Origin of the sequence: Alkalibacillus flavidus (assembly GCF_040545925.1) — a bacterium.
Taxonomy (GTDB): domain Bacteria; phylum Bacillota; class Bacilli; order Bacillales; family Alkalibacillaceae; genus Alkalibacillus; species Alkalibacillus flavidus.
Genome location: NZ_JBEPMX010000012.1, coordinates 53,045 through 76,410 on the forward strand (window position 1 = coordinate 53,045; position 23,366 = coordinate 76,410).

Annotated in this window: 26 protein-coding genes; 15 read left to right on the forward strand and 11 right to left on the reverse strand. The window is 41.0% G+C overall.

The window, feature by feature from the left end:
- Positions 1-11 precede the first annotated feature (11 nt).
- Entirely contained in the window at positions 12-659 is a 648-nt protein-coding gene (locus ABID56_RS11070; protein WP_354221171.1) for a spermine/spermidine synthase domain-containing protein, read from the reverse strand.
- Positions 660-916: 257 nt separating this feature from the next.
- Between ABID56_RS11070 and ABID56_RS11075 the strand changes: the two genes are divergently transcribed.
- Positions 917-2,617, forward strand: coding sequence for a putative bifunctional diguanylate cyclase/phosphodiesterase (locus ABID56_RS11075; protein ID WP_354221173.1), 1,701 nt, complete (start codon positions 917-919; stop codon positions 2,615-2,617).
- Positions 2,618-2,659: 42 nt separating this feature from the next.
- Complete coding sequence (locus ABID56_RS11080) at positions 2,660-3,262, forward strand: class I SAM-dependent methyltransferase (RefSeq protein WP_354221175.1); 603 nt, start codon at positions 2,660-2,662, stop codon at positions 3,260-3,262.
- Between the two features lie 16 nt (positions 3,263-3,278).
- Here ABID56_RS11080 and ABID56_RS11085 read toward each other — a convergent pair whose 3' ends face one another.
- The 3 genes from ABID56_RS11085 to ABID56_RS11095 form a co-directional block, all read right to left on the reverse strand.
- Positions 3,279-3,707, reverse strand: a complete 429-nt coding sequence (locus tag ABID56_RS11085) for an RDD family protein (protein ID WP_354221215.1) — start codon at positions 3,705-3,707, stop codon at positions 3,279-3,281.
- Between the two features lie 56 nt (positions 3,708-3,763).
- Positions 3,764-4,195, reverse strand: a complete 432-nt coding sequence (locus tag ABID56_RS11090) for an RDD family protein (protein WP_354221217.1) — start codon at positions 4,193-4,195, stop codon at positions 3,764-3,766.
- Positions 4,196-4,260: 65 nt separating this feature from the next.
- Complete coding sequence (locus ABID56_RS11095; protein ID WP_354221177.1) at positions 4,261-4,689, reverse strand: hypothetical protein; 429 nt, start codon at positions 4,687-4,689, stop codon at positions 4,261-4,263.
- A 134-nt stretch (positions 4,690-4,823) separates the two neighbouring features.
- Here ABID56_RS11095 and ABID56_RS11100 point away from each other — a divergent pair, with 134 nt between their 5' ends.
- Positions 4,824-5,066 carry a hypothetical protein gene (locus ABID56_RS11100; RefSeq protein WP_354221179.1) on the forward strand — a complete coding sequence of 81 codons (243 nt, stop codon included), beginning with the start codon at positions 4,824-4,826 and terminating at the stop codon, positions 5,064-5,066.
- Here ABID56_RS11100 and ABID56_RS11105 read toward each other — a convergent pair.
- Positions 5,061-5,384 carry a CHY zinc finger protein gene (locus tag ABID56_RS11105; RefSeq protein WP_354221181.1) on the reverse strand — a complete coding sequence of 108 codons (324 nt, stop codon included), beginning with the start codon at positions 5,382-5,384 and terminating at the stop codon, positions 5,061-5,063. The two genes, ABID56_RS11100 and ABID56_RS11105, sit on opposite strands and share 6 nt — an antisense overlap.
- Before the next feature lie 120 nt (positions 5,385-5,504).
- Between ABID56_RS11105 and ABID56_RS11110 the strand changes: the two genes are divergently transcribed.
- From ABID56_RS11110 to ABID56_RS11120, 3 genes are all read left to right on the forward strand, one after another.
- Positions 5,505-7,304: a S9 family peptidase gene (locus ABID56_RS11110; RefSeq protein ID WP_354221183.1), complete on the forward strand. Its 1,800-nt coding sequence runs from the start codon at positions 5,505-5,507 to the stop codon at positions 7,302-7,304.
- Between the two features lie 21 nt (positions 7,305-7,325).
- Positions 7,326-8,042: a YwaF family protein gene (locus ABID56_RS11115; RefSeq protein WP_354221185.1), complete on the forward strand. Its 717-nt coding sequence runs from the start codon at positions 7,326-7,328 to the stop codon at positions 8,040-8,042.
- 75 nt (positions 8,043-8,117) lie between these two features.
- Positions 8,118-8,759, forward strand: coding sequence for an alpha/beta fold hydrolase (locus ABID56_RS11120; RefSeq protein WP_354221187.1), 642 nt, complete (start codon positions 8,118-8,120; stop codon positions 8,757-8,759).
- A 103-nt stretch (positions 8,760-8,862) separates the two neighbouring features.
- Here the strand turns inward: ABID56_RS11120 and ABID56_RS11125 are convergent, their stop codons facing one another.
- Positions 8,863-8,985 carry a hypothetical protein gene (locus ABID56_RS11125; RefSeq protein WP_354221189.1) on the reverse strand — a complete coding sequence of 41 codons (123 nt, stop codon included), beginning with the start codon at positions 8,983-8,985 and terminating at the stop codon, positions 8,863-8,865.
- 351 nt (positions 8,986-9,336) lie between these two features.
- On the opposite strand from ABID56_RS11125, the gene ABID56_RS11130 reads away from it, so the two are divergent.
- Together ABID56_RS11130 and ABID56_RS11135 are read left to right on the forward strand one after the other, a co-directional pair.
- A complete protein-coding gene (locus ABID56_RS11130) occupies positions 9,337-10,500 on the forward strand; it encodes an exonuclease SbcCD subunit D (RefSeq protein WP_354221191.1) in 1,164 nt (387 codons plus the stop codon).
- 3 nt (positions 10,501-10,503) lie between these two features.
- Positions 10,504-13,596: an AAA family ATPase gene (locus ABID56_RS11135; protein ID WP_354221193.1), complete on the forward strand. Its 3,093-nt coding sequence runs from the start codon at positions 10,504-10,506 to the stop codon at positions 13,594-13,596.
- 66 nt (positions 13,597-13,662) lie between these two features.
- Here the strand turns inward: ABID56_RS11135 and ABID56_RS11140 are convergent, their stop codons facing one another.
- From ABID56_RS11140 to ABID56_RS11160, 5 genes are all read right to left on the reverse strand, one after another.
- Positions 13,663-14,154: a sigma-70 family RNA polymerase sigma factor gene (locus ABID56_RS11140; protein WP_354221195.1), complete on the reverse strand. Its 492-nt coding sequence runs from the start codon at positions 14,152-14,154 to the stop codon at positions 13,663-13,665.
- Positions 14,155-14,434: 280 nt separating this feature from the next.
- The gene (gene gerQ / locus ABID56_RS13005; protein WP_377946580.1) at positions 14,435-15,169 is read right to left on the reverse strand and encodes a spore coat protein GerQ; all 735 of its coding nucleotides are present in this window, start codon (positions 15,167-15,169) and stop codon (positions 14,435-14,437) included.
- A 42-nt stretch (positions 15,170-15,211) separates the two neighbouring features.
- On the reverse strand, positions 15,212-15,634 hold the full coding sequence (locus ABID56_RS11150; protein ID WP_354221197.1) for a cell wall hydrolase: 423 nt from the start codon (positions 15,632-15,634) through the stop codon (positions 15,212-15,214).
- Between the two features lie 138 nt (positions 15,635-15,772).
- Entirely contained in the window at positions 15,773-16,516 is a 744-nt protein-coding gene (hemQ, locus tag ABID56_RS11155; protein WP_354221199.1) for a hydrogen peroxide-dependent heme synthase, read from the reverse strand.
- A gap of 89 nt (positions 16,517-16,605) precedes the next feature.
- The gene (locus tag ABID56_RS11160; protein ID WP_354221201.1) at positions 16,606-17,427 is read right to left on the reverse strand and encodes a lipoate--protein ligase family protein; all 822 of its coding nucleotides are present in this window, start codon (positions 17,425-17,427) and stop codon (positions 16,606-16,608) included.
- Positions 17,428-17,583: 156 nt separating this feature from the next.
- On the opposite strand from ABID56_RS11160, the gene pcp reads away from it, so the two are divergent.
- From pcp to ABID56_RS11195, 7 genes are all read left to right on the forward strand, one after another.
- Positions 17,584-18,201, forward strand: a complete 618-nt coding sequence (gene pcp, locus ABID56_RS11165; RefSeq protein ID WP_354221203.1) for a pyroglutamyl-peptidase I — start codon at positions 17,584-17,586, stop codon at positions 18,199-18,201.
- Complete coding sequence (gene pxpB, locus ABID56_RS11170) at positions 18,198-18,914, forward strand: 5-oxoprolinase subunit PxpB (RefSeq protein WP_354221205.1); 717 nt, start codon at positions 18,198-18,200, stop codon at positions 18,912-18,914. The genes pcp and pxpB overlap by 4 nt, the downstream gene beginning before the upstream one ends.
- A 3-nt stretch (positions 18,915-18,917) precedes the next feature.
- Positions 18,918-19,682, forward strand: a complete 765-nt coding sequence (locus tag ABID56_RS11175; protein WP_354221207.1) for a LamB/YcsF family protein — start codon at positions 18,918-18,920, stop codon at positions 19,680-19,682.
- A complete protein-coding gene (locus tag ABID56_RS11180) occupies positions 19,675-20,595 on the forward strand; it encodes a 5-oxoprolinase subunit C family protein (protein WP_354221221.1) in 921 nt (306 codons plus the stop codon). Before ABID56_RS11175 ends, ABID56_RS11180 begins: the two co-directional genes overlap by 8 nt.
- A 146-nt stretch (positions 20,596-20,741) precedes the next feature.
- Positions 20,742-22,040, forward strand: a complete 1,299-nt coding sequence (locus ABID56_RS11185; protein ID WP_354221209.1) for an HD domain-containing protein — start codon at positions 20,742-20,744, stop codon at positions 22,038-22,040.
- A gap of 12 nt (positions 22,041-22,052) precedes the next feature.
- The gene (locus ABID56_RS11190) at positions 22,053-22,550 is read left to right on the forward strand and encodes a YwgA family protein (protein WP_354221211.1); all 498 of its coding nucleotides are present in this window, start codon (positions 22,053-22,055) and stop codon (positions 22,548-22,550) included.
- Positions 22,551-22,655: 105 nt separating this feature from the next.
- The gene (locus ABID56_RS11195; RefSeq protein WP_354221213.1) at positions 22,656-23,216 is read left to right on the forward strand and encodes an NADPH-dependent FMN reductase; all 561 of its coding nucleotides are present in this window, start codon (positions 22,656-22,658) and stop codon (positions 23,214-23,216) included.
- The last annotated feature ends 150 nt before the right edge of the window (positions 23,217-23,366 follow it).

A 23,366-nucleotide genomic window follows, 5' to 3' on the forward strand; every position in this document is an offset into this window, starting at 1 on the left:
CTAAGTTGATGTTATTTTTGTGCTAAATAAATCACATCATCAGCTCCTTTAGGTTGTGGGATGAAAACGGTTTGGACATGGTTGAAATAGTGGGTGAGTTGCGTATAGAAGTGGTCAGATTCATGCGCACTCCAAAAAGCGATGACGCCATATTGGTTTAAGCGTTCATGTAGTGTGCTTAACGCTTTTGGTTGATAGAGTGATTGATTGTCGTCATATACCGTCCAATCCGGTCCATTGTCGATATCGAGACAAATCGCATCATATGTATTGTCAGTATGATAGATCCATTGTGTGAGATCAGCATGAATAATGCGTGTCCGGTCATCGAATATGGCGTGATTTGTTAAAGGGGCTAAGTAGTCTTTGTTCCAATGAATAATCGTTTCTTCAATTTCGATGATATCAACTTGACTGACAGACTCGTCAGAAATAGCTTCGTGCAAAGAAAAACCGACGCCGAGTCCTCCGATAAGTACGCGTTTATCCCCTGTTAATAAGTTGAGAGGGGATCTGACGAGTTCGCGTTCTGATTCACCGTTATAGGTAGCCATTAGAAACGTGCCATTACTAATTACTTCATATTCAAAGCCGCGTTGTTGCAACTGCAATTCGCCGTGGTTCGTTGTTGTCCGTTCGATAATGGTAAGCTCGTTCATCGCATCGTGCTCCTTTATCATCAGAATGTTCGGATAACGTCTATTTTAGATGATGTGTATGTTTTAAACAAATGTTATATAGGTATCACATGTGCGTGAGTCGTGAGTAACTTGTTATGATAAGGTTAAGCGTAATAGTTTGATCACATATTTATGGACTGCTATAAGTGAATCGTAACAACGTGTTCACACATCCCTCCATCAAATGTCCTATAATAAAGATAGATAAAGTGATAATAGGTGCGGAGTGAAGCGTTATGATGGAATACGATTTAGATTTACAACAAGCGTTACAAAAATTGCAAGATATTGAACGGGCGATGAATGAATCCTCGATTGTTGTGATTACCGACGAGCGGGGCCGTATTCAGTTTGCTAACGACAAGTTTACGGAACTATCACAATATAGCCGGGAAGAGTTAATCGGTTCATATCATAGCATCGTCAACTCGGGTTACCATAGTCGTGATTTTTTTAAGGATATGTGGCGCACGATTGGACAAGGTCACGTGTGGCGTGGGGAAATCAAAAACCGTGCCAAAGATGGTAGTTTCTATTGGGTGGATACGACGATCGTACCCTTTTTAAATGACGATGGAAAGCCTTATCAGTACATTGCGATTCGTCATGACATCACTGAACGTAAACGTTATGAACGACAAGTTGAACGAGTCGCGTTTTATGATCCAGTCACATCACTTCCGAATCGAAATTACTTACAAAAATGGTTGGAAGACCATAGTCAAAAAGGTGATCGTTCGTATGCGATTTTATTTATCGACCTCGACCGGTTCAAACAATTAAATGATCAGTATGGCCACGAATTAGGAGACGCCATCTTGATTGAAGCGGGTAGTCGTTTGAACCAATGTGCGTCTGATGATGACGTGTTATTACGCCATGGTGGCGACGATTTCATTATGTTATTAGAAGGTTATGAAGATCACGAACAAGTACGAGAAGTCGTGCGCCAACTGTACAAAGCGATGTCAAAACCGATTGAACTACCGAATGGGGATGAGGTTTGGTTGACGTTAAGTATTGGAGTAAGTTTTAGTGAGGACTATGCGTTGAAAGATAAGCACCATTTAGATAACTATATTAAACAAGCGCGTACCGCGATGTCACATGCACATGAAAGCAACGTGCATGGTCACTCATGTGAGTTTAATTCGCCAAAATTAACAAAGAAATTGGACGAGTATTATCAATTGGAACACGCGTTACGGCATGCATTAGAACGAGAAGAATTTGTGATGTATTATCATCCCATTATCGATTTGAAAAGTGGCTGCGTTCGTTCGGCAGAAGCGTTATTGCGCTGGCATAACGACGAGTTAAGGTATATTTCCCCAGCAACATTTGTACCTATTTTAGAAGAGGCGGGCTTGATTGAAGACGTTGGTTATTGGATTTTGTGGACGGTTGTAAAGCAAATGCGCCAATGGATCGATGCAGGCTATGATTTAGAACGTGTATGTGTGAATGTCTCGCCGTTACAATTTCGTTCGCAAACATTCGTTTATGATGTGAAATATATATTACGTATGGCGCAACTGCCGCCGCATTATTTGGAGATTGAAGTGACAGAAAGAACGCTATTGGAGTCTGAATCGATATTGAATGAGTTGCACGACTATGGTGTGAAAGTCTCGGTGGACGATTTTGGTACAGGTTATTCGTCGCTTAGTTATTTAAAACGGTTACCTTTAGACACACTGAAAATTGATAAATCGTTTATACAAGATATGGATAAGGAAGGCGAAGAGATCGTTAATACAATCATTCATCTTGGCAAAAGTTTAGATTTCAATGTGATTGCTGAAGGGATTGAAACGATCGAGCACGTCCATCATTTACAAACGCATCACTGTGATGAAGGGCAAGGCTTCTATTGGACGAAACCATTACCAGCAGACGAATTTAATGTATTTTTTGAAACGCATCATTCATTATAAGAGTTTTTGGAAAATAAAACGATTAAACGAAAGGATGAGATGATGTCGAAACAAATGTGGGATGACAGTTTTTCTGATAACGATTATATTTACGGGCGAGAACCGAATCAATTCATCAAAGAACATTATTCAGTGATACCAGAGGGCGGACGAGTTGCTTGTTTTGCTGAAGGGGAAGGGCGAAATGCGATCTTTTTGGCAGAGCATGGTTATGAGGTCACAACCTATGACCAATCGGAAATCGGACTGGAAAAAACGAAACAATTAGCTGATGAACGTGGCGTTTCAGTCAAGACGGTCGCGAAAGATTTAACCGCTGAAAAGGTGGAACCCTATCTATACGAAGGGGCAGTTATGGTATTTGGCCACGTACCGAAACATGATCAAGCCTTTCTCGTTCAAAGCATGATCGATTCGGTTAAACCGGGTGGTTACGTGATGTTTGAAGTCTATTCTGACGATCAATTACCGTATCGTTCAGGTGGGCCGCAAACAGAAGAGATGCTATACAACCCAAATGATGTGCTGACATGGATTGATGATTACAAGTGTCTTCATTTTTATTACGGTGAAGCGGATCGTGTGGAAGGCAAACGCCACTTAGGTTTAGGTCACGTTATTCAAGTGATTATTCAGAAGATTTAAAAGAAGAGCTGGTTGATTACACCAGCTCTTCTTTTGGTTCAGGTGATTGATATTCGTATGGGCTTTCGTAAGTGACGTAAGTACCGGCGATGAAGTCGTGCATTGCTCGTTTGTCTTCGCGGATCCCGACCATAAACGCACTCACGATGATCCCGATCCCTAATGTAAGTAAATAAATAAAGTTAGCTAATACTTGTCGTAGTAGCATCGTTTTGATCGTGACCTTCTCACCGTCGACGCGTGCGATTCGAATGTCCATCGCTTTCTTACCTAATGTGTACCCCATCCAAACAGCAGGTACTATAATGAAATAGAGCCAACTTAAAAAATCTAAAGGGTTATATAGTTGATCGTCTAAAAAGAATTGACCATAAATAACAGTTGTTAACAAACCAATAACAACTGCAATGACGATACTGTCAACAATATTAGCGATAAATCGAATTTAAAACCCTGCAGGTGAATAAATACCGTCCATAAATTATCCTCTCCCAATAAGTTTTACATAGTGTCATATCGAACATACGTATCAGCAATTAAATCATGGATCGCTCGGTTGTCGTCTCTTGCAATCACCATAATCGCACTAACTATTGTGCCAACCCCTAAGGTGAAGGTGTAAAAGACAAATGCAATGACAACACGTGCGAACATACAAAAAAAGTCTGGCATTCGCCCGCCAATTCGCTCGATACGAATCTTAAGCAACCGTTTGCCAATCGTATATCCAGGCCACAATAACGGAAGTGTCATGAAATAAATGATTTCGATGAAGCTCATCGGTGTAAAGGTAGCTGAGTAGTACCATTCGCCATAAATCGTTAATGATAACGGCACTAATATGATAGATAAAAAGAAGCCATCGATCACCAGAGCGATTAAACGGCGAAAAAATCCAGCTGTTTCACCGAATATTTCATCGATTGAAGACACCTCCAATAGAATTATCCCTATACTAACATATTTTTTATTGGAAGATAATGGTTAAATTTACATTTTTATTCCCCGAACATGCTCGTGACCTCGCCACTATTTTGATCGACAATATACCAGCCGAACGTAGCTTGATGGGAGCCTTCCTTACGTTCGACGACTTCATAAACGTGGACAACCCAGTCGCCGGCATCATTATGGTGGTCAAATATTATAGTGTATTCTCCTTCTTCTGGAAGGTCGATCTCATGTCGAACAGCTTTTTCGGCTTGTGCAGCGGTTGAAATGCCTTCGTTGGATGATTGGTTCTTTTTGTCATTGGTCGATTCTTGAGATGATTGATTTGTAGATGTGCTCTCGTTTTCTACTTTTGATGATTCTGATGTGTTCGCTGATGCTTCACGTTCTGTGTCATCAGTTGTTTGGGTAAAGGTAAACGCAATCACTCCGAGGGTGCTAATGGTTACGACTATCAACGTGATGACTCGAAACATATGGCCCACTCCTTTTTGAATACTACTTATAAGACGGAAGTGATATCAATTTGGTGACAACGTCATGTCGATTTTTCACCTAGGTTTGTCTTATAGTAAAATAGTTAGTAAGAAAACGTTAGGAGTGTCTTCATATGCTAGTTCGATTGAATTTTATGTTATCAATTGGTGTATTCGTCTTAATTTTGTTGAATTATTTTACTAATGTGAGTACATCACCGTTTTTCATCACGGCGTTAGTCGCTGTTGTAATCGCCCTGTTAGGCATAGAAAATATCCGCAATGGACAACGGTTTAACGGCGGATCGTTTTTGTTCGCATCTGTATTATTGTTTATCGTTGTCATTCTTGGTTCAACAGGTGTGATTACTTTATAGGTCGAAATATAAGTGATGATGGTTTTGGCAATGGCGATTAAATCGTGCCTCGCAATGCGGGCAAGCTGTTGGGTTGTTTAAATACGTCTTGATAGTTATCTCACGGTGACAAGCACCACACAGAATCGCTTTTTGGTTATGCTCATCTTCACCCCATCGTTCAACTGAGTGATTCGTATGGTCTTGGTGGCACTCGTAACATGGGAAATACGTGTTGCAGCACTTGAATTTAATCGCGATCCGGTCAACCTCTGAATGATAATGTTTGCAACGCGTTTCCTCATCAATACTTCCGATGACTTCATGTAGTACATCCATGCAATCTCTCCTTAGTGTCTCGAAATTTTTTTCGTTATTTTCATTCCAACAAATCGTATCTTACGTTATAATAATAAGAAATGTTCAAATTATCAAAAAATATTATGTGGAGGTAAGGTTATGATTGAATTTCCGAAACCGACTGTTGAGCAGTTTTTCCGCTCATATGTCATTTCTAATTTTACAGTGAGTCCGAATGAAGATAAACTGCTGTTTTCAGCGAATTTAGACGGTAAGATGAATGTGTGGGGGATGAATTTACCCGATCAATACCCGTATTTATTCGCGCATCACGACCAATCTGTCGGGTCGTTAAAAATCGATCCTAAAGGTCGCTACGTCCTAGCCAGTTATGACCATGAAGGTGATGAGAATTACCAAATCTACGCGCTACCACCAGAAGGCGGTTTGCCACAAGAATTGATTACAGGTGACAAGGAAGATAAATATTTATACGCGCACCTATCAGAAGACGGCAAGCGTTTATATTATAATACGTCAAAAGGCAATCCGAGCTTCTTGAATACATACGTCCGAGATCTTGAAACAGGGGAAGATACATTACTACATGAGGGATCTGGTGGCGCAACGTTCTTATCGGCTGTTTCAGAAGATGAAGAAAAGCTTGTCTTCACGACACTGTACGCGAATACGTATATACTCAGTTTCGTGAAAGTGAACGGTGACATGTATGATTTAACACCAGACCCTGACAATGTTCACGTCACAGGTGGTGCAACCTTTGTCGGTGATACGATTTATTTCGTGACGAACTATAACAGTGAGTATCATTATTTGGCGTCGTTTAACGTTCAGTCGAAGTCGTTTGAGTCGGTATTGTCGATTGAATCGGAAAGTATGAACGACTTAAAATATGACAAAGAACATGAGCAGTTTTATATTGTGACGGAAAAAGGGGTGCGAGATCATTTATATCGTTACGACGTGAAAAATGGCACATTAGAAAATCTTGATGTCCCAGTAGATGTGATTGAAAAATTACACGTCGCTAAATCAGGCGCGGTTTATATGTTAGGGCGTAGTGCTGTCATGCCGCACAATATTTTTAAACTAACTGACCATGGTTGGAAACAGTTAACGGCTAACCATGTGCTTGGTGTCAGTACGGATGAAATGGTGGACCCAGACGTCGTCACGTATGAATCGTTTGATGGAACAGAAATCGAAGCGCTTCTCTTTAGAGCGAAACCAGATAACGATAATGGCCATACGATTTTATGGCCGCACGGAGGACCACAAGCGTCAGAGCGCAAATTTTACCGTGCGATGTTCCAATGTTTATTAAACCGTGGTTACACGATCTTTTGCCCGAACTTCAGAGGTAGTACGGGTTATGGGTCATCCTTTGTGAAATTGGTTGAACAGGACTGGGGTGAAGGGCCTCGTTTAGACAATGTGTATGGGATTGAATGGTTGTTTGATCAAGGTATTTCAAGTCCTGAACGTCTATTCCTTGTCGGTGGTAGTTACGGTGGCTATATGGCGCTGTTATTACACGGTCGTCATCCGGAATACTTTAAAGCCGTCGTCGATATTTTCGGCGTATCGAATTTATTTACGTTCGTCAATTCAGTTCCAGATCATTGGAAGCCGATTATGCAGCGTTGGTTAGGGGACCCTGAAGCAGACCGCGAACGGTTTGAGAAAGACTCGCCGATCACGTATTTGAATACGATGTCGAAACCGATGCTCGTCATTCAAGGGGCGAACGATCCGCGAGTGGTGAAAGAGGAATCGGATCAAATCGTCGATAAATTACGTCACGATGGGCGTGAAGTTGACTATTTAGTACTTGATGATGAGGGCCACGGCTTTTCGAAAAAAGAAAACGAAATTAATGTCTATCAAACGATGCTCGATTTTCTAGAGAAACATCAATCCGTCACGCAATCTGTGTAAATTGATAAAGGAGTGATCATCATGTGGGGACTCGTCACAATGGATCAACGTCAGTATCCATTTGAATTATTTGGCGTGCCACACGTGATGGCGCTCCTTTTTTGTTGTGTTTTGATCGTGCTGCTTTATACAAAACGTCAATCGATCAGGCAACACAATCGACGAATCTGGCGGTATAGTCTTGCGGTAATTTTGTTGGTAAGTGAACTTAGCTTTCATGCGTGGTACATCGCTTATGGTTCCTGGGATATGACAGTGAACTTGCCACTACAATTGAGTTCGATTTCAGTTTATTTAGCGATCATCATGTTAGTGACGAAGCAAAAGAATTTATTCGAGATTACCTTTTTGATTGGAATGACGGGTGGTGTGATTGCTATGCTCACCCCAGAATTATATTATGGTTTCCCTCATTTTCGCTTCGTTCAATTCTTTGTCGTACACAGTGGGTTAGTCATAGCATGTGTGTATATGTTTATCATTGAACAATGTTCGCTAAAAGGCTTATCCGTTTTAAAAGCATTTGGAACTGTTAATGCCATCGCGATCGTCGTTTATGGCGTGAATCGTGTGATAGGCGCGAACTATATGTTTCTAAACGAAAAACCATCTCAACTCACGGTAATAGACTTTTTAGGGCCATATCCGTGGTATATCCTATCGCTTGAAGTATTAGCGTTAGGGTTGTTTGGGTTGATTTATGTTTTAGCGACTAAGCTGAAGATGTCTTCTCTATAAAAGGTATTCTATGTTTGAAATATCCTCCACTATAGGAGTAAAGTATAAGTGATGGAATGGTGAGGGGGCGTATCGATGAAAGTGATTTTAATTCACGGGTTTTTTAGATCTGACCGTGACATGCATGATATGGCAAAATATTTTAAACGAGAAGGTTATGACTGTTATACACCGAATTTGCCCCTGACGTTTAACGAATTCGATGTCATTGTTTCACTCGTAGAGGATTTAGTTGAAGCGATAGTGAAATCAGGATTAGATAAAGGTGAACAGATACATCTTGTTGGTCATAGTACTGGTGGGTTAGTGATTCGTAAGTTGTTAACGGAAACGAAATATTTAGACGCAATCGGACGGTGTGTGTTAGTGGGTACGCCTAACCGGGGCAGTCAGCTTGCAGACTTGGCGAGTAAAATTCGAGGATACACGAATGTGTTTAAAACGGTTAAATCGCTGCGAAAAGAGTACCTCGATAATATTGAATTTCAAAATGATACCGGGATAGACATTGCGGCGATTGCAGGTAATAAAAGCAATTTCGGCTTTAACCCATTAATAAGAGGTCAAAACGATGGGTTTGTGGAAGTGGAGTCTGTGTATTATCCAGGATTGAAAGATTTTGAAGTGTTACCTTATAATCACCGAACGATCCACCATGAAATCGAAACGTTCCAACACGTACGTCACTTTTTAGAAACAGGTCGATTTAAACCATAAAAATAAGCCATCAACCAAAAGGGGAAGGTTGATGGCTTTATCTATATCTAACAAACTATCACTCTAAGACGTGTTTCATGCTGTGTTCGTTTGAGTGCGATAATTAAAAGATTTTGAAGATGTGAAAGATTGAGCTTGATGGCTTTTCTACTTTTTTGCTTGGTTGTGTATATTGTCTTCTCTTATCAGTCACAATCGCTTCGCGTAACATTTGATGATCAAACATGTTAATCGCCTCCTTTAGCGAGTGTCATTTTTTCTCTCGTCTATCCATAATTAAGTATACCCACATCGATATCGTTTGTAAACATTTTGGCACCAAAAAATTATAAAAAGCTTCATTTTGATTTAGATATCTAATTATATAAAACTTTCTGACAATGAACGGCGATTCAAATTGGACATCTTGTTTAAATTTTCAGAATAAATTCAATAATGTAATAATAGGACTAAAGGTCGAAAATAGGCTGGAATCGACATGCAATACCTAGATTTTTCGTATGAAACGTGTTAAAATTTTTATAAACACGAACATACGTTTGATAGATAGAAGTGCGCAAACGGAAGGGGATTGTTAATGAAGCTTATTCATACCGCTGATTGGCATTTAGGTAAATTAGTTCAAGGCGTTTACATGACGGAAGATCAACGGTTTATTTTAGATCAATTTGTTAGTGATATTGCGATGGAACAACCCGATGTGATTATAATCGCTGGTGATTTGTATGATCGTGCCGTTCCACCGACAGAGGCAGTGGACTTACTCGATCAATATTTAGCTCATATCGTACTAGACTTACAGATACCGGTTGTGGCGATTTCAGGTAACCATGATAGTCCTGGTAGGTTACGTTTTGGTAGTCAAATGATGCAAGGTCAAGGATTATACATTGTGTCAGAGTTAAATCAACAGATGGAACCGGTTGTCATACATGATGAGTACGGGGCAGTCCATTTTCATTTAGTACCTTATGCAGAACCAGGGTCGATTCGACATTTGTTTGATGATGAATCGATCAAAACCCATCATGATGCGACGAAAGCAATCGTCAATCAAATCGAATCAAACTTGGATCAAGATGCTCGCCATGTCTTTGTTGGTCATTTATTTGCGACACCTAAAGGGGAGGAGCGACATAATACAAGTGAATCCGAACGTCCACTTGCAATCGGGGGAGCAGAGCATGTTGATGCGTCATTGTTTGAACCGTTTCATTATACAGCGCTCGGTCACTTGCATCAGGCGCACTTTGTAGGGAATGAAACAGTACGATATGCAGGATCGCCTTTAAAATATTCGATATCGGAAGAAAATCATCAAAAAGGCTATTTAATTGTTGAGCTCGCTGACGATGGTAACGTCGAAATCGAAAAACGGCTACTCGAACCGAAACGTGATATGCGCCGAGTCGAGGGGTATTTAGATGACTTGTTGCAACAAGAGGTCAATGATGATTACGTCTTTGTCCGTTTATTAGATGAGGAAGCGGTTCAATTTCCGATGGAGCGGATTCGTTCTGTTTATCCCAATGCCATGCATGTTGAACGGCGTATACCGCGTTCTGAGCGACCAGAACGAGCTGTGCAACAGATGGAACGCCGTCGTTTGTCCGATATGGAATTGTTTCGAGCCTTTTACCAAGACGTCACTGGAGAGGAAGCGTCAAGTGATGAAGAAACGATTATTCGTGATGCTTTACATCAAGTGATGACTGATGAAAGTTCTACAAAGGAGCGATAAATTGTGAGACCTTTAAAGCTAACATTGACCGCGTTTGGGCCATATCGTGAGCAAGAAGTGGTCGATTTTCAACAACTGAAACATCACCGATTATTCGTCGTATCAGGTAAAACGGGTGCTGGTAAGACGACGATTTTTGATGGGATTAGTTATGCATTGTATGGCTCGGCTAGCGGAGAAGACCGCGATCAAGAGTTGTCGTTGCGTAGTGATTTCGCCGATGATCATTTACATACGAGTGTGGAGTTGTTGTTTGAAATTAATGGCGAACGATACCGAGTGTTTCGGCAGATGGCGCATGTGAAACAAGGGAATAAAACAGCAACAGGTGGTAGAACGGAACTTTTTCGCGTCACGTCGAGCGGTGAAGTGCCGTCTGTTGATCGTCAGACGAAATCAGATGTAGACGATAAGCTTAGAGCGATTGTTGGTTTAACTCAAGATCAGTTTCGTCAAATTGTCATGCTGCCACAAGGTGAATTTCGTAAACTGTTAACGTCCAATACAGAAAATAAAGAAGCGATTTTAAGACGAATTTTTCAAACTGTGCCGTACCATCAGTTGATAGATCAGCTAAAAGAAAAAAGGCAACGTGCCAAACAAGAAAGTGATCAAGCGTTAACGTTGCGCGATCAATATATCCAAGCTATTCATAATAAATTGCCTTTGCGTGATGATTCGACGTTACAGCATGTGTTAAATCAAGAACAATACAATGTCAATCAAGTGTTGAATGGGTTAAGTGAAGAACGCGTTTTTTATGAGCAACAATCACATGAGTTAAATGAACAAAAACGTCGCTTGCAAGATGACGTTGAGAAACGAACGACCCATATTCAACGTGCGAAGACGATTCAAGAACAACGCCAAAATTTAAAAGAAAAACAAGAGCGGTTAGAAACTTTAAAAGCAGAACAAGAGACAGTGAACCAAAAAGAATCGGAGCTTCATGAAGCAGAGCGTGCAGCGGCGATTGAACCCTATGAACAACAATATAACGACTTGTTACGAGAAGTGAAAGAGCAACAACAAGCACTTGATACATTAAGCTCGAAACGAAAGCGAGCGCATGAGCAATTGAATCAAGCGCTAGCGGCGTATGAGGCCGAACAAAACCGAGAATCGACTCGACAACAACTTCATGATCAATTATCGCGCTTGCAAGACATATATCCGAAAGTCAAGCAGTTAAAGGATCAAGAAACGGCATTAAATCGATTGCAAACGGAATTGAAACAAACGGATAAGCGCCGGAAACAACTTGGTGCAGAAGTCGATCACAAACAACGTCAGATGAATGCATCAAAGGCAGAACTAGAACAGTTAGATCAAGCGACAGATGATTACGCGGCATTAGTTGAAAAACGACAAATGAAGCGTGAACATTATCAAATCGTGAAAGAATACGTTCAGCAATATCAAGCGTTACAAGAACAAGAACAGTTACTGCAACAAGAGAAAAACACTTATGAGAAAGAAAAGTCGCAATTAGACCATCTAGAATCGTCCTGGTTAAACAATCAAGCGAGCTTATTAGCGAGTCACTTACATGATGGAGAAGCGTGTCCAGTATGTGGAAGTGTCGAGCATCCGAACAAACAAACCGTAACAGTTGATGCACCGACGAAAGAGGTGTTAGAAGAAGCGCGACAACAGGCTAATCAAGCATACGGTCGTGTGAGCCGTCGAGAAGGGCAATTACAATCGATTGAACAAGCGATGCAGTCGGCTGAGCAACGAGTGTTAGAAATAGGTGAATCGACTGCCCAACCTGAGGAGACGTTGGAGCGAATTTATCAAGAAGGGTTGAAGCTTAAACAACAAGTCGAGGAAAAAGAACGACAACAAGCAGCATTAAAGCAATTAAAACAATCGGTTAAAACAGAAGAAGAAGCGTTACAACAGTTGCTAAAAGAACAAGAGCAATTGGAACAAACGTATCAATCGATTAATACACGTGTTCAAACAGAAGAAAGGGCTTATCATGATTTGTTAAACGATATCCCTGAAGATGTTCGTCAACTTGAACAGTTAGAAACGAAAATCAATCGTTTAACACAAAAGAAAGAACGTATGAAACAGGCGTGGGAGCAAGCGCAAACAGCGTATCAACAGGCGCAAAAAGATGTCACTACGGTTGATACGCAATGGCAAGAAACGCAAACTCATTTAAAGGAACGCATATCAAAACAACAACACGCCTATGAAACCTATCAACAACAATGTCTGGAAGCTGGCTTTAGTGATGAGGAGCATTACAATCAGGCGAAACGATCAAACGAGGTACGCGATCAATTGCGACAAGACATTGAGTCCTATCGTCAAGAGGTTTCGGTTTTAACAGAACAAGTGAAAGAATTAAACGAGACGTTAGCCAATGAAACAGAAGAAGATATTGCTAAATTAGAGCAACAATTGGCGGAAACGAAATCATCGTTGGAACAACTGTCGAAAGAGTACGATGCTCATGTACGATTACGCGATACGATTGATGACTTAAAGTATCAGCTTGAAGCGAACCAACACGATATTGCTGCAAAAGAGAAACAGTTGGGAAGATACACGGATTTACATGATTTAGTTCGCGGACAAAATGATTTAAAACTATCATTAGAACGTTACTTACAAATTGATTACTTGAATCAAATTATTGAAGCGGCGAATATTCGTTTGCGTCATTTATCGAATGGTCAATTTTATTTAGTGCGCAGTCAACGTCAAGAATCGCACGGAAGACAGAGTGGTTTGGGATTAGATGTGTTTGATGTGTATACAGGACAAGAACGGGATGTGAAAACGATGTCGGGAGGCGAGAAGTTTAATGCATCATTATGTTTAGCGCTCGGTATGTCTGATGTTATTCAGAGTTATCAAGGTGGCGTGTCGATTGAGACCATGTTTATTGATGAAGGGTTCGGTTCATTAGACGATGAATCGTTAAATAAAGCGATAGATACATTGATTGATCTACAGAAATCAGGACGTATGATTGGCGTCATTTCGCATGTTGAAGCACTTAAATCAGCGATTCCGGCTGTTTTAAATGTATCAAAAACACCAGATGGCTTAAGCCAGACCCATTTTGTTGTTGATTAATATAAAGATGAAGTGAGTGTGCCCTTAACAGAGCGGCTGATTAAGTTGTTAAGGGCAATAAAAAGTTTATATTTGATAATCTTTTAAAGCGATTTTTAACTTGCGTTTCGCGGCTTGTCCCCACCCTTTAACGGCATCGATTGTCGTATTTTCGGATTGAGCGATGTCAGCCAATCGATGACCTTCAATAATCCGTTTTTGGATGAACAGCCATTGTTTGTCTGATAAATGGCTTCGAACTGTCGACCAAAAGTAAGGGTCGAATTGTTCGAGATTATGTTGCGTGTAAGGTTGCTCAGCGATATATTCGTTCGATTCTTCGTTGTCTTGGATGCGCTTTCGTTTACGGATTAAGTCTATGAGTCGGCTACGAATTTGAATAGACGCCATTTTGGGGAATGACTCGGTATGGCCGTATTTTTGCCATGCTGTCCAAAGCGCAACCAACCCTTCTTGGTAGAAATCGCCATGTGTGTCTCGGATGTTTAATCGGTGAATGTGGTAATGAATCATACGATTATATTGTTTCAGTAAGTCATGAAATGTTTGATTGTCCATGTTACTATCTCCTCTTTGATTAGAGGCCGGCCTGTTTAATTATAATGTAATGAAATTCAGACTATCTGTCATATCGTGATAAAATATGATTTTGTTGTAGATAATGCTTTTTTCTACCGTAAAATTGTCAATATAAACAAAAAGTCGCGACTTTTGAAGGTTATCTATCAATTTTTAAAAAATCAGCTGATGTCATCACTTATATAATCGAATGATCGTAAGAAAAAGTGTGATAAAAAAAAGCGATCTAACACAAAATGTGATAGATCGCTTTTTCATATTAACCAAACGGATATTGATAATTAATTTCTTCATTAAACTCAACGTAATCTAAATAAATCATTAATAATAAATACCATTTGCCCGTTTCTGTGTCTTCAATGACGATATGATCTTTTCCGGCTTCTTGGATGACACCTGTGAAGGTTTTGTCGTTCCATGCTTGATTATTTTCGAACGTCATGTAAAATGTTGCGACTTTTCCAGTGTTTAATCGTAAAATGTTTTCGATATATGACTGTTCTCTTGGAATACCGTTGCTACCTCCGCCAGGGCTAAAACCATTATTGCCAGATTGATTATTTTGCATCCACGGTGGCATTTGATTTTGATTCATACCCATATTGGATTGCGGTGGCATGTTGGAGTTCATCGGTGGGCCGTACATATTTTGTTGTGGCATCTGTTGTCCTTGCTGGCCTTGCCATTGGTTTTGACTCGGGTCCATCTTTTGATACGGAGGCATGTTGCCGCCACCTTGATTCGGGTTATATCCCCACGGTTTGTTGTTTGGTCCGCCTTTGTTCATGCCTGGTTGGCCTCCTTGGAACGGTGGTTTGTATGATGGGCCACCTTGATTGGGTGACGGTTTACCTTTGTTCGGAAACCACCCTTGTTGGTTTTGTTTTGGTTGGTAAGGTTTTTGTGCTGGTTGTTTATAAGGTTCTTGTTTGTATGATGGTTGTGAACGGTCTTCATTGTTATTCTGATTTTGGTTTTGATTAGACTGATCCAAAATAATCAACCTCCTTAAATTAGTTAATGAAGTTAAGCCCAGCTATAATATATTCGGGCATTCTCCTGGATACGGATTGTAGAAACAATGCGATTTATACCGACCTGAAAGTGGTTGGCCAAACCATTCAGGCGGGCATTCCCCTTCTGGGCGGAAAAACCATAACGAGAACTGCCCAGGGCTAAACGTTTCACCTCTTACGGCCCTTCTTGCTAAACGGATGTCTTTTTCGCGTGCCCGTTGATAAAAATACGAACTCTGTACAGCTTCAAATCCACCGGGTGATTGATAGATCATGCTTGGCAGTGTGCGTATATCCTCAAAATCAAGACAATTAGCTAATACGCGATTAACGCCGACGTTTCCGACTAGGAGCATGCCAAGCTGGCCATCGCCTTCTGCTTCGGCGCGCATTAATCGAGCAAGTTCACGCAGTTGTGCTTCGTTATATTTAATGGCGGCCATTAGATCACCCCTTCTTAGGGCCAATTTTCATCACTAGTTCATGTATATGTCAGCCTAGCTAATTCATGATTAGTTTAACGATAAAAAAATAACTCCTTAAGCCAGTGCTTGGCTTAAGGAGTTATGCATAATGGTGTATTAAACTTGGAGAAGTTTTTCTAGCTGATCGCGCTCTTGACGGTGTCCGATATAGAATGAACCGAACTCTGCGAACCGAGCGCTCACTTCATCGAATCGCATTTCGTAAATGAGTTTTTTGAATTGAAGCATGTCGTGTGCGTATAGTGTTACGCCCCATTCCCAGTCATCTAGTCCTTGGCTGCCGGAAATGATTTGGCGGACTTTGCCAGCATATTTACGACCTGTCATGCCGTGTTGATACATTTGTTTGCCGCGTTCTTCTTTTGAAAGCATGTACCAATTATCGTCACCTTCACGACGTTTATCCATTGGGTAAAAGCATACATGGTTCCACTTCGGTAAAATCGGTTTGAGACGTGCTTGTAGTTCAGGGTCTGTTTCTGGGTCTTTTCCTTGTGCCATATACGTTGATAATTCAACGACAGACACGTAAGAATAAGGTTGTGTTAAGAACTCAGCCATTTTCGTTTTATTTAAAGCGAATTCAATGTCTGTTAATTCTTCAGTCGTCGGGCGTACGTTTAAGAACAATAAGTCTGCTTTATGACCCATAATGGTGTAGAAGCCAAAACTCCCCTGTTTGTCAGCTTCAACGTCTTGCCACGATGCCATTAAATGATTCAATTCGCTAATGGCTTGCTCGCGAATTTCTGCGCTTGCTTTTTTCCACGCTGTCCAATCGATTTGGCGGAAATCGTGGAGCATATACCAGCCATCTAGTGTTTCAACTGCTTCAGGCATGTTTGTCACTCTCCTTCAAATAAATCATCCATTCATTACTATAACACAAGCCGACATGTCGGTTAAAAGAAATGGATATGAACGTTTTGTTAACTCGTGATGTCACGGTTTCGTTTGTGCATCAGTGTTTCTCTCTGATCGAACCAGGCTTTTTCTTGGGTATTAAATGATTGTTCAACGATTTGGATTCCTTGTGCATTTAATTTGTTAATGAGTTGGTCTTTAACATCATTCGTTTTCAATGGCTTTCCAAGTAACTGTTCGAGTGAGGCCATCACATTAGGGTTAATATCTGGGTAATCAAAAGATGTGGCTTCGCCTTGAAGCGATTGGTCATAAAATTGCCGAATAATTTCAGCGCGGTGTTGTCCGTCACCTTCAACACAAAGATAGATTTGGACAGCAGTGCCTTGCTTGACCCGTCGTTGTGAAATCCCAGCAAATTTTTGACCATTAATACTTAAATCATAGCTTCCTGGACAGTAAGACTGAGTGATTTCATACACATCAATTTGATTGGATTCATCTTCGAACAGCCACCGAATAAAGGCGACCATCGCATCGTAACTGTCGTGAATATTAAATTGTTTCTCTTCAGGGAAGATAAGCGATAAGTTTAAAACCCCTTCATCAAGCAAAACAGCTAGACCACCAGAGTTGCGAATGATGACGTCGTATTCAAACTGTGTTAGTAGCTCAATGCCTTGTTCAATATAAGGCATGCGCTTGTCTGGAATACCTAAGACAACCGCTGGCTTATGAACCCACATATGTAAGGCATTTTGCTGAGTATCACTGGCGGATAAACATAACGTATCATCGATCGCGAAAGATGTCAGGATATCGGTTGTTGCTGCATCACTACGGTCCATGATTCGCAGGTGCTTAAATTGCAATAAGTGGTGATTCATGATTATCGGTCCTTTAGTTTAGTCGTAGTCGCACATTTGATCTAATCTTATTATAGCAAATGATCGTATGAAAAAGAAAAGCAATCATGACTTAAAGGGCTCTATATAAAATGTTAAAATAGTATTAATTTTAAAATAGTTAGGATGACATATAACATGAAGCGATTGCTATTAACAGGTTTTGAACCGTTTTTAAATTTTCCAATTAACCCAACCGAAAAGATAGTACAAGCGTTAGACGGAAAAGAGATAGCAGGTTATCAAATCGTTAGCCGTACGTTAACCGTTGATTTTAGTCAAAGTGGAGAGCAAATCATTCAAGCAATACAAGACGTGCAGCCTGATGTGATTGTGTCATTAGGATTGGCCGGCGGAAGGCAGAAAGTAACCCCAGAGCGAATTGCGATTAATTGCAATGGTGGCGTTGAACCTGATAATCAAGGTTATGTGCCAGAGGGTGACCCGATTGTGGCAGATGGTCCAGATGGTTTGTTCACGACGTTACCGATTCAACACATGATTGATGATATGAAGGGGGCAGGTTATCCAGCGGTCGTATCGAATTCAGCAGGTACGTATTTATGTAATCATGTGATGTACCGGGCGTTACATTATGTGAAGCAGCACCAATTAGACGTGCTAAGTGGATTTATACATATTCCGGCATCGCACGAATTAGCGATTCAACATGGCAACTTACCGAGCTGGTCACAACAGGACTTAGAAGCGGCTGTGACCATATGCCTACAAACGTTAGGGAATGAGAGAGCATGACGTTAAAGACGTATCCGCTCGGAAATGAAGCGGTTGTCATATCATTTGGCGATACGATTGATACCCACATTCATGATCAAGTTGTGGAAAGTTATCAGCGAGTTCAACAAGCTAAGCTTGAAGTCGTCACCGATCTCGTTCCAACATATCGGACGCTTGCCGTTTATTATGATTGGCGAATGACGTCGTATCGAGATATGAAAGCAACACTTGAACGGCTGTTATTATCTGATCGTATGTCACCTGAAACGTCTGAGCGACGGATTATTCATTTGCCAGTCTGTTACGAATCCGAAGAGTTTGCCCCGGATTTACATACGCTGGCTGATTATCATGATGTCTCCGTTTCGACTGTCATTGAACGTCACATAAACCCGCTATATCGTGTGTATATGATTGGCTTTTTACCCGGGTTTCCGTATTTAGGTGGACTTGACTCGAGGCTTCAGACACCGCGTTTATCTGAACCGCGTTCGCAAGTGCCTGCGGGAAGTGTTGGCATCGCTGGGGGTCAAACAGGTATTTATCCAGTTGAATCACCAGGTGGATGGCAGATTATTGGCCGTACTCCGTTTGCGTTATTTAATCCGAATCACGAGCAACCGACCTTGTTCCGTATGGGAGATTGGTTGACGTTTAATCCTATTTCGCTTGAAAGGTATGACCAATTAAAACAAGACGGAAATATCAATGATTTTATTGAGGAGGCGTAAGTATTGTATATTAATTTGAATGCTGATATTGGCGAAAGTTTTGGCGCTTATCAAATCGGTGATGATAGTCGACTATTAGATGTCGTGTCGTCGGTTAATATTGCGTGCGGGTTTCACGCGGGAGATTACCGTGTTATGCATCATGTCGTAAAGCAAGCGGCAGACCGTGGCGTTCGTATAGGGGCGCACCCAGGTTATCCCGATTTGTTAGGGTTTGGTAGACGACATATCGACATGTCGGCAGATGAAATATATCAATTGATGGTTTATCAAATCGGCGCTTTACAAGCTGTGTGTGCCGTTCATCACACAACGCTTTACCACGTGAAACCACACGGAGCTCTTTATAATTTAGCAACAAAAGATGAACAAGTCGCTCATGCTGTTGCTCAAGCTATTAAAGATGTCGATGAACGGTTGTTGTTAGTTGGTTTAGCTAATAGTTCATTGTTGACGGCTGGACAAAATGTAGGGTTGTCGGTTGTGTCAGAAGTATTTGCGGACAGGACGTATACGAAGGATGGCTTATTAACACCGCGAGGAGACTTAAATGCTGTCATTACTGATATTGCCACCATGCAAGAACAAGTGCGAAACCTTGTGTTTTATGACTGTGTTGAAGCGACAGACGGGACTGTCATTGATGTAAAAGCCGATACGATTTGTTTTCACGGTGATGGTGACCAAGCGTATGACTATGCGCGGTTGATTCGCGATCGACTACAAGAAGAGGGCGTGCGTATTCAAGCCAGTGAGCCAAATGGTTGAAGAAGCATATCCGTTATTTCAAGTGGACGACGCGTGGTTACCGCTCACTGTTCAAGATTTAGGCCGTCCGGGTTTTCAACATTTAGGTATCCCAGTTTCTGGTGCAATGGATCGGTATGCCTTAACGGTTGGGAATCAACTATTAGGTAATGATGAAGGAGCTGCTGGGTTAGAAGTGACGCTAGGTCATACGCGTTTAGTTTCCCACTGTGATGCAATCCTCTGTATTACAGGTGCTGATTTAAATGCAAAGTTGGAAGGGAACTATTTACCGTTGTGGGAAACATTCGAGATAAAAAAAGGTCAAGCCTTAACGTTTGAACGACCGATTCAAGGCGTTCGTGCTTATGTTTGTGTAGCGGGTGGTATTGATTCACCTGAATGGCTTGGGAGTCAATCGGTATATGAAAAAGGGGGCTTTGGCTTAGCCTTTCGAGTAGGGGATAACGTTTATGCCTCGAGCGAGACCACACAAGCTCCGTTAGGTCAGAGAGCAGCACTTGATTTGATTCCGATATATACAAGTGATGTGACGTTACGGATCGTTATGAGCCCTTATGCTGAGAGATTAACAAAAACAGCGGTGAATGACTTTTTTGATAAGCCTTTTACATTTAAAAAGGGTGATCGTATGGGGTGTATGTTGCATCATGAATCGTTACTCGAACATGAATTGGCTGAGAGTATGATATCAGATGTTGTTAGCTTCGGCACGATTCAAATTCCAGCAAATGGTCAACCGATGATATTACTCGCTGATAGACAGACGACAGGTGGTTATACGACGGTGGGGACAGTTATATCGGCTGACCATTGGAAGTGCGCTCAATTAAAGCCAGGAGATCGTGTCCGGTTTCAAGCTCTAACGATTGATGAAGCGGATCAGTTGTTAGAACCATGGCGACATGTTTAGTTAAAAAATTTTTTCCGTCGTCATAGTGGTTACGTGACCGATTTCATGATGGTTTGTAGGTAAGAGGTTGGCTTTTATTTCGTGTCGAAATACACTATAATATGTTCATAGAAAATGACTAGACGTTGAAAGAAAGGTCGGGAAAAATGGCGTATCGTGATGAAAAATTAACCGAAGAAAAAGTGTTCAAAGACCCGGTCCACCGCTATATTCATGTACGAGACCGTGTGATTTGGGACTTAATTGGAGCGCGTGAATTTCAACGACTAAGGCGCATTAAACAGCTTGGGACTACATACTTAACATTTCATGGTGCGGAACATAGTCGGTTTAACCATTCGTTAGGTGTTTATGAAATTGTAAGGCGAATTATCGAAAACTTTCGTGAGGAACCCTTTTGGAATGATAATGAACGGTTGTTATGTTTATGTGCTGCCTTATTGCATGATCTCGGACACGGACCGTTTTCGCATTCATTTGAAAAAGTGTTCGGCTTAGATCATGAAGATTTCACACGGAAAATCATTTTAGGCGACACACAGGTCAATGCGATTTTGCGTCAAGTAGATCCGCAATTTCCGCAAGACGTTGCTGATGTGATTCATAAGACATACTCGAATAAACTCGTTGTCAGTCTGATTTCAAGCCAGATCGATGCGGACCGAATGGATTATTTACAACGTGACGCGTATTTTACAGGGGTTAGTTACGGCCATTTTGATATGGAACGGATATTGCGCGTTATGCGTCCGAAAGAAGATCAAATGGTGATTAAAGAAAGTGGCATGCATGCGGTTGAAGATTATATTATGAGTCGTTATCAAATGTATTGGCAAGTTTACTTTCATCCTGTGACGCGTAGCGCCGAAGTAATTTTATCGAAAATTTTACACCGGGCAAAAGAGTTATACCAATCTGATGATTATGAATTTAAGCTGAAACCACGCCATTTTGAAAGTTTCTTTGAACAACACGTCAGCTTAGATGATTATTTGAAGTTAGATGAAAATGTCGTCTTTTATTATTTCCATATTTGGCAAGAGGAAGACGATGCGATTTTAGCGGATTTGTGTCGCCGTTTTGTCGATCGGGATTTGTTTAAATATATTGAATTTGACCCGGCTGATCAGTATCAGCAGTTGATGGAGTTAAAGGAAAGTTTTAAACAGGCTGGTGTTGACCCAACGTATTATTTAGAAGTCGATTCGTCATCCGATTTGCCGTATGATTTTTATCGACCAGGTGAAGAAGAAGAACGTCTGCCGATTCATTTACAACTCCCTTCAGGTGAGTTGAAAGAATTGTCGCGTCAGTCAGATATTGTTGAATCGATTTCTGGAAAAAAACGAACGGATCACAAGTTGTACTTTGCTCGTGATTTGATTGATCAGTTACCGGATGGCGATATAAGTAAACAGCGGATATATGAAATTTTGAAAGGGTAAGGAGTTGTGCTCATGTTAGAGGATCACGCGAAGCTTATGGCGTTTTTTGAACAGGCGAATGAAATTGTCGGGCGAAAACGACTGCAGAAGATGGTTTATATTTTGAAGAAATCTGGCTTTGATTTTTCTGAACGGTATACGTTTCATTTTTACGGCCCCTATTCGGAAGAGTTATCGACACGGATTGAAGAATTATGTAATTTAGGATTTATTAACGAAACGCGCGAAAAAGAAAAAGGCTATTATCAATATCGTTATCAACTAACAGAGCGCGGCGAAACGTTTTTAGATCAGTCGGATTTAGTGCCTGAAAATATGGCTCGATTCATTTTGAATATGGATGAGCATAGTTCGAAGTTTTTAGAGTTGGTGTCGACGATGCTTTACTTTGATGATTTCGCTAAGGAAGACGTTGAAGAGAAAGTGCGTACGGTGAAAAGCCAACAAAACTATACAGAAGAAGACTTTGAAGCGGCTTGGCAGTTTATTGAACAACTGCAAGCTCATTAGGGGGAGGAGATGAACTTCCTCTTCTTTTTTTCTATGATTTGAGAAATCGTTTTGGAATCGTTATGCTAGACTTGTTGAATCTATGATATTAGGAGTGACGCAGCTATGGAACGACCTTTAAAAATCGCAGGCGTTTGCGGTAGTTTAAGACAAGATTCGGTGAACAAAAAATTATTAGATTTAGCTAAAACGATGTTACCAGATAACGTCGAGTATGAATATGTTGATTATTCCGATGTGCCTGTGTTTAATGAAGATATCGAACAACCTGTACCAGAATCGGTTCAACGTATCAAGAACCAAGTTGAAAGCGCGGATATTATTTTATTCGCGACACCACAGTACAATGGTTCATATCCAGGTAATTTAAAAAATGCAATCGATTGGATGACGCGTCCAGGTGGCGATAATTCGATTTTTGGTAAAGTAGCTGGAATTGTAGGGGCGACACCTGGTCAAAGCGGCACGATGCAAGCGCAATTGCATTTACGTGAAGTATTGAGTCATTTAGGCATACAAGTACCAGCGCAACCACGTGTTATGGTAAGCGGTGCATATGATATGCTTGATGAAGAGGGTAATTTCTTACTTCCAGAAGTCGAATCGAATAATTACCGCAAGTTGTTAGATGAATTGTATAAATTGGCTGAAGTTAAATCGATGTGATCGAAAACCCCTGCGCTGAAAAGGCGCAGGGGTTTTCATCCGCGATACGGCGAAATTCATCCGCGATACGGCGAAATTCATCCGCGATACGGCGAAATTCATCCGCGATACGGCGAAATTCATCCGCGATACGGCGAAATTCATCCGCGA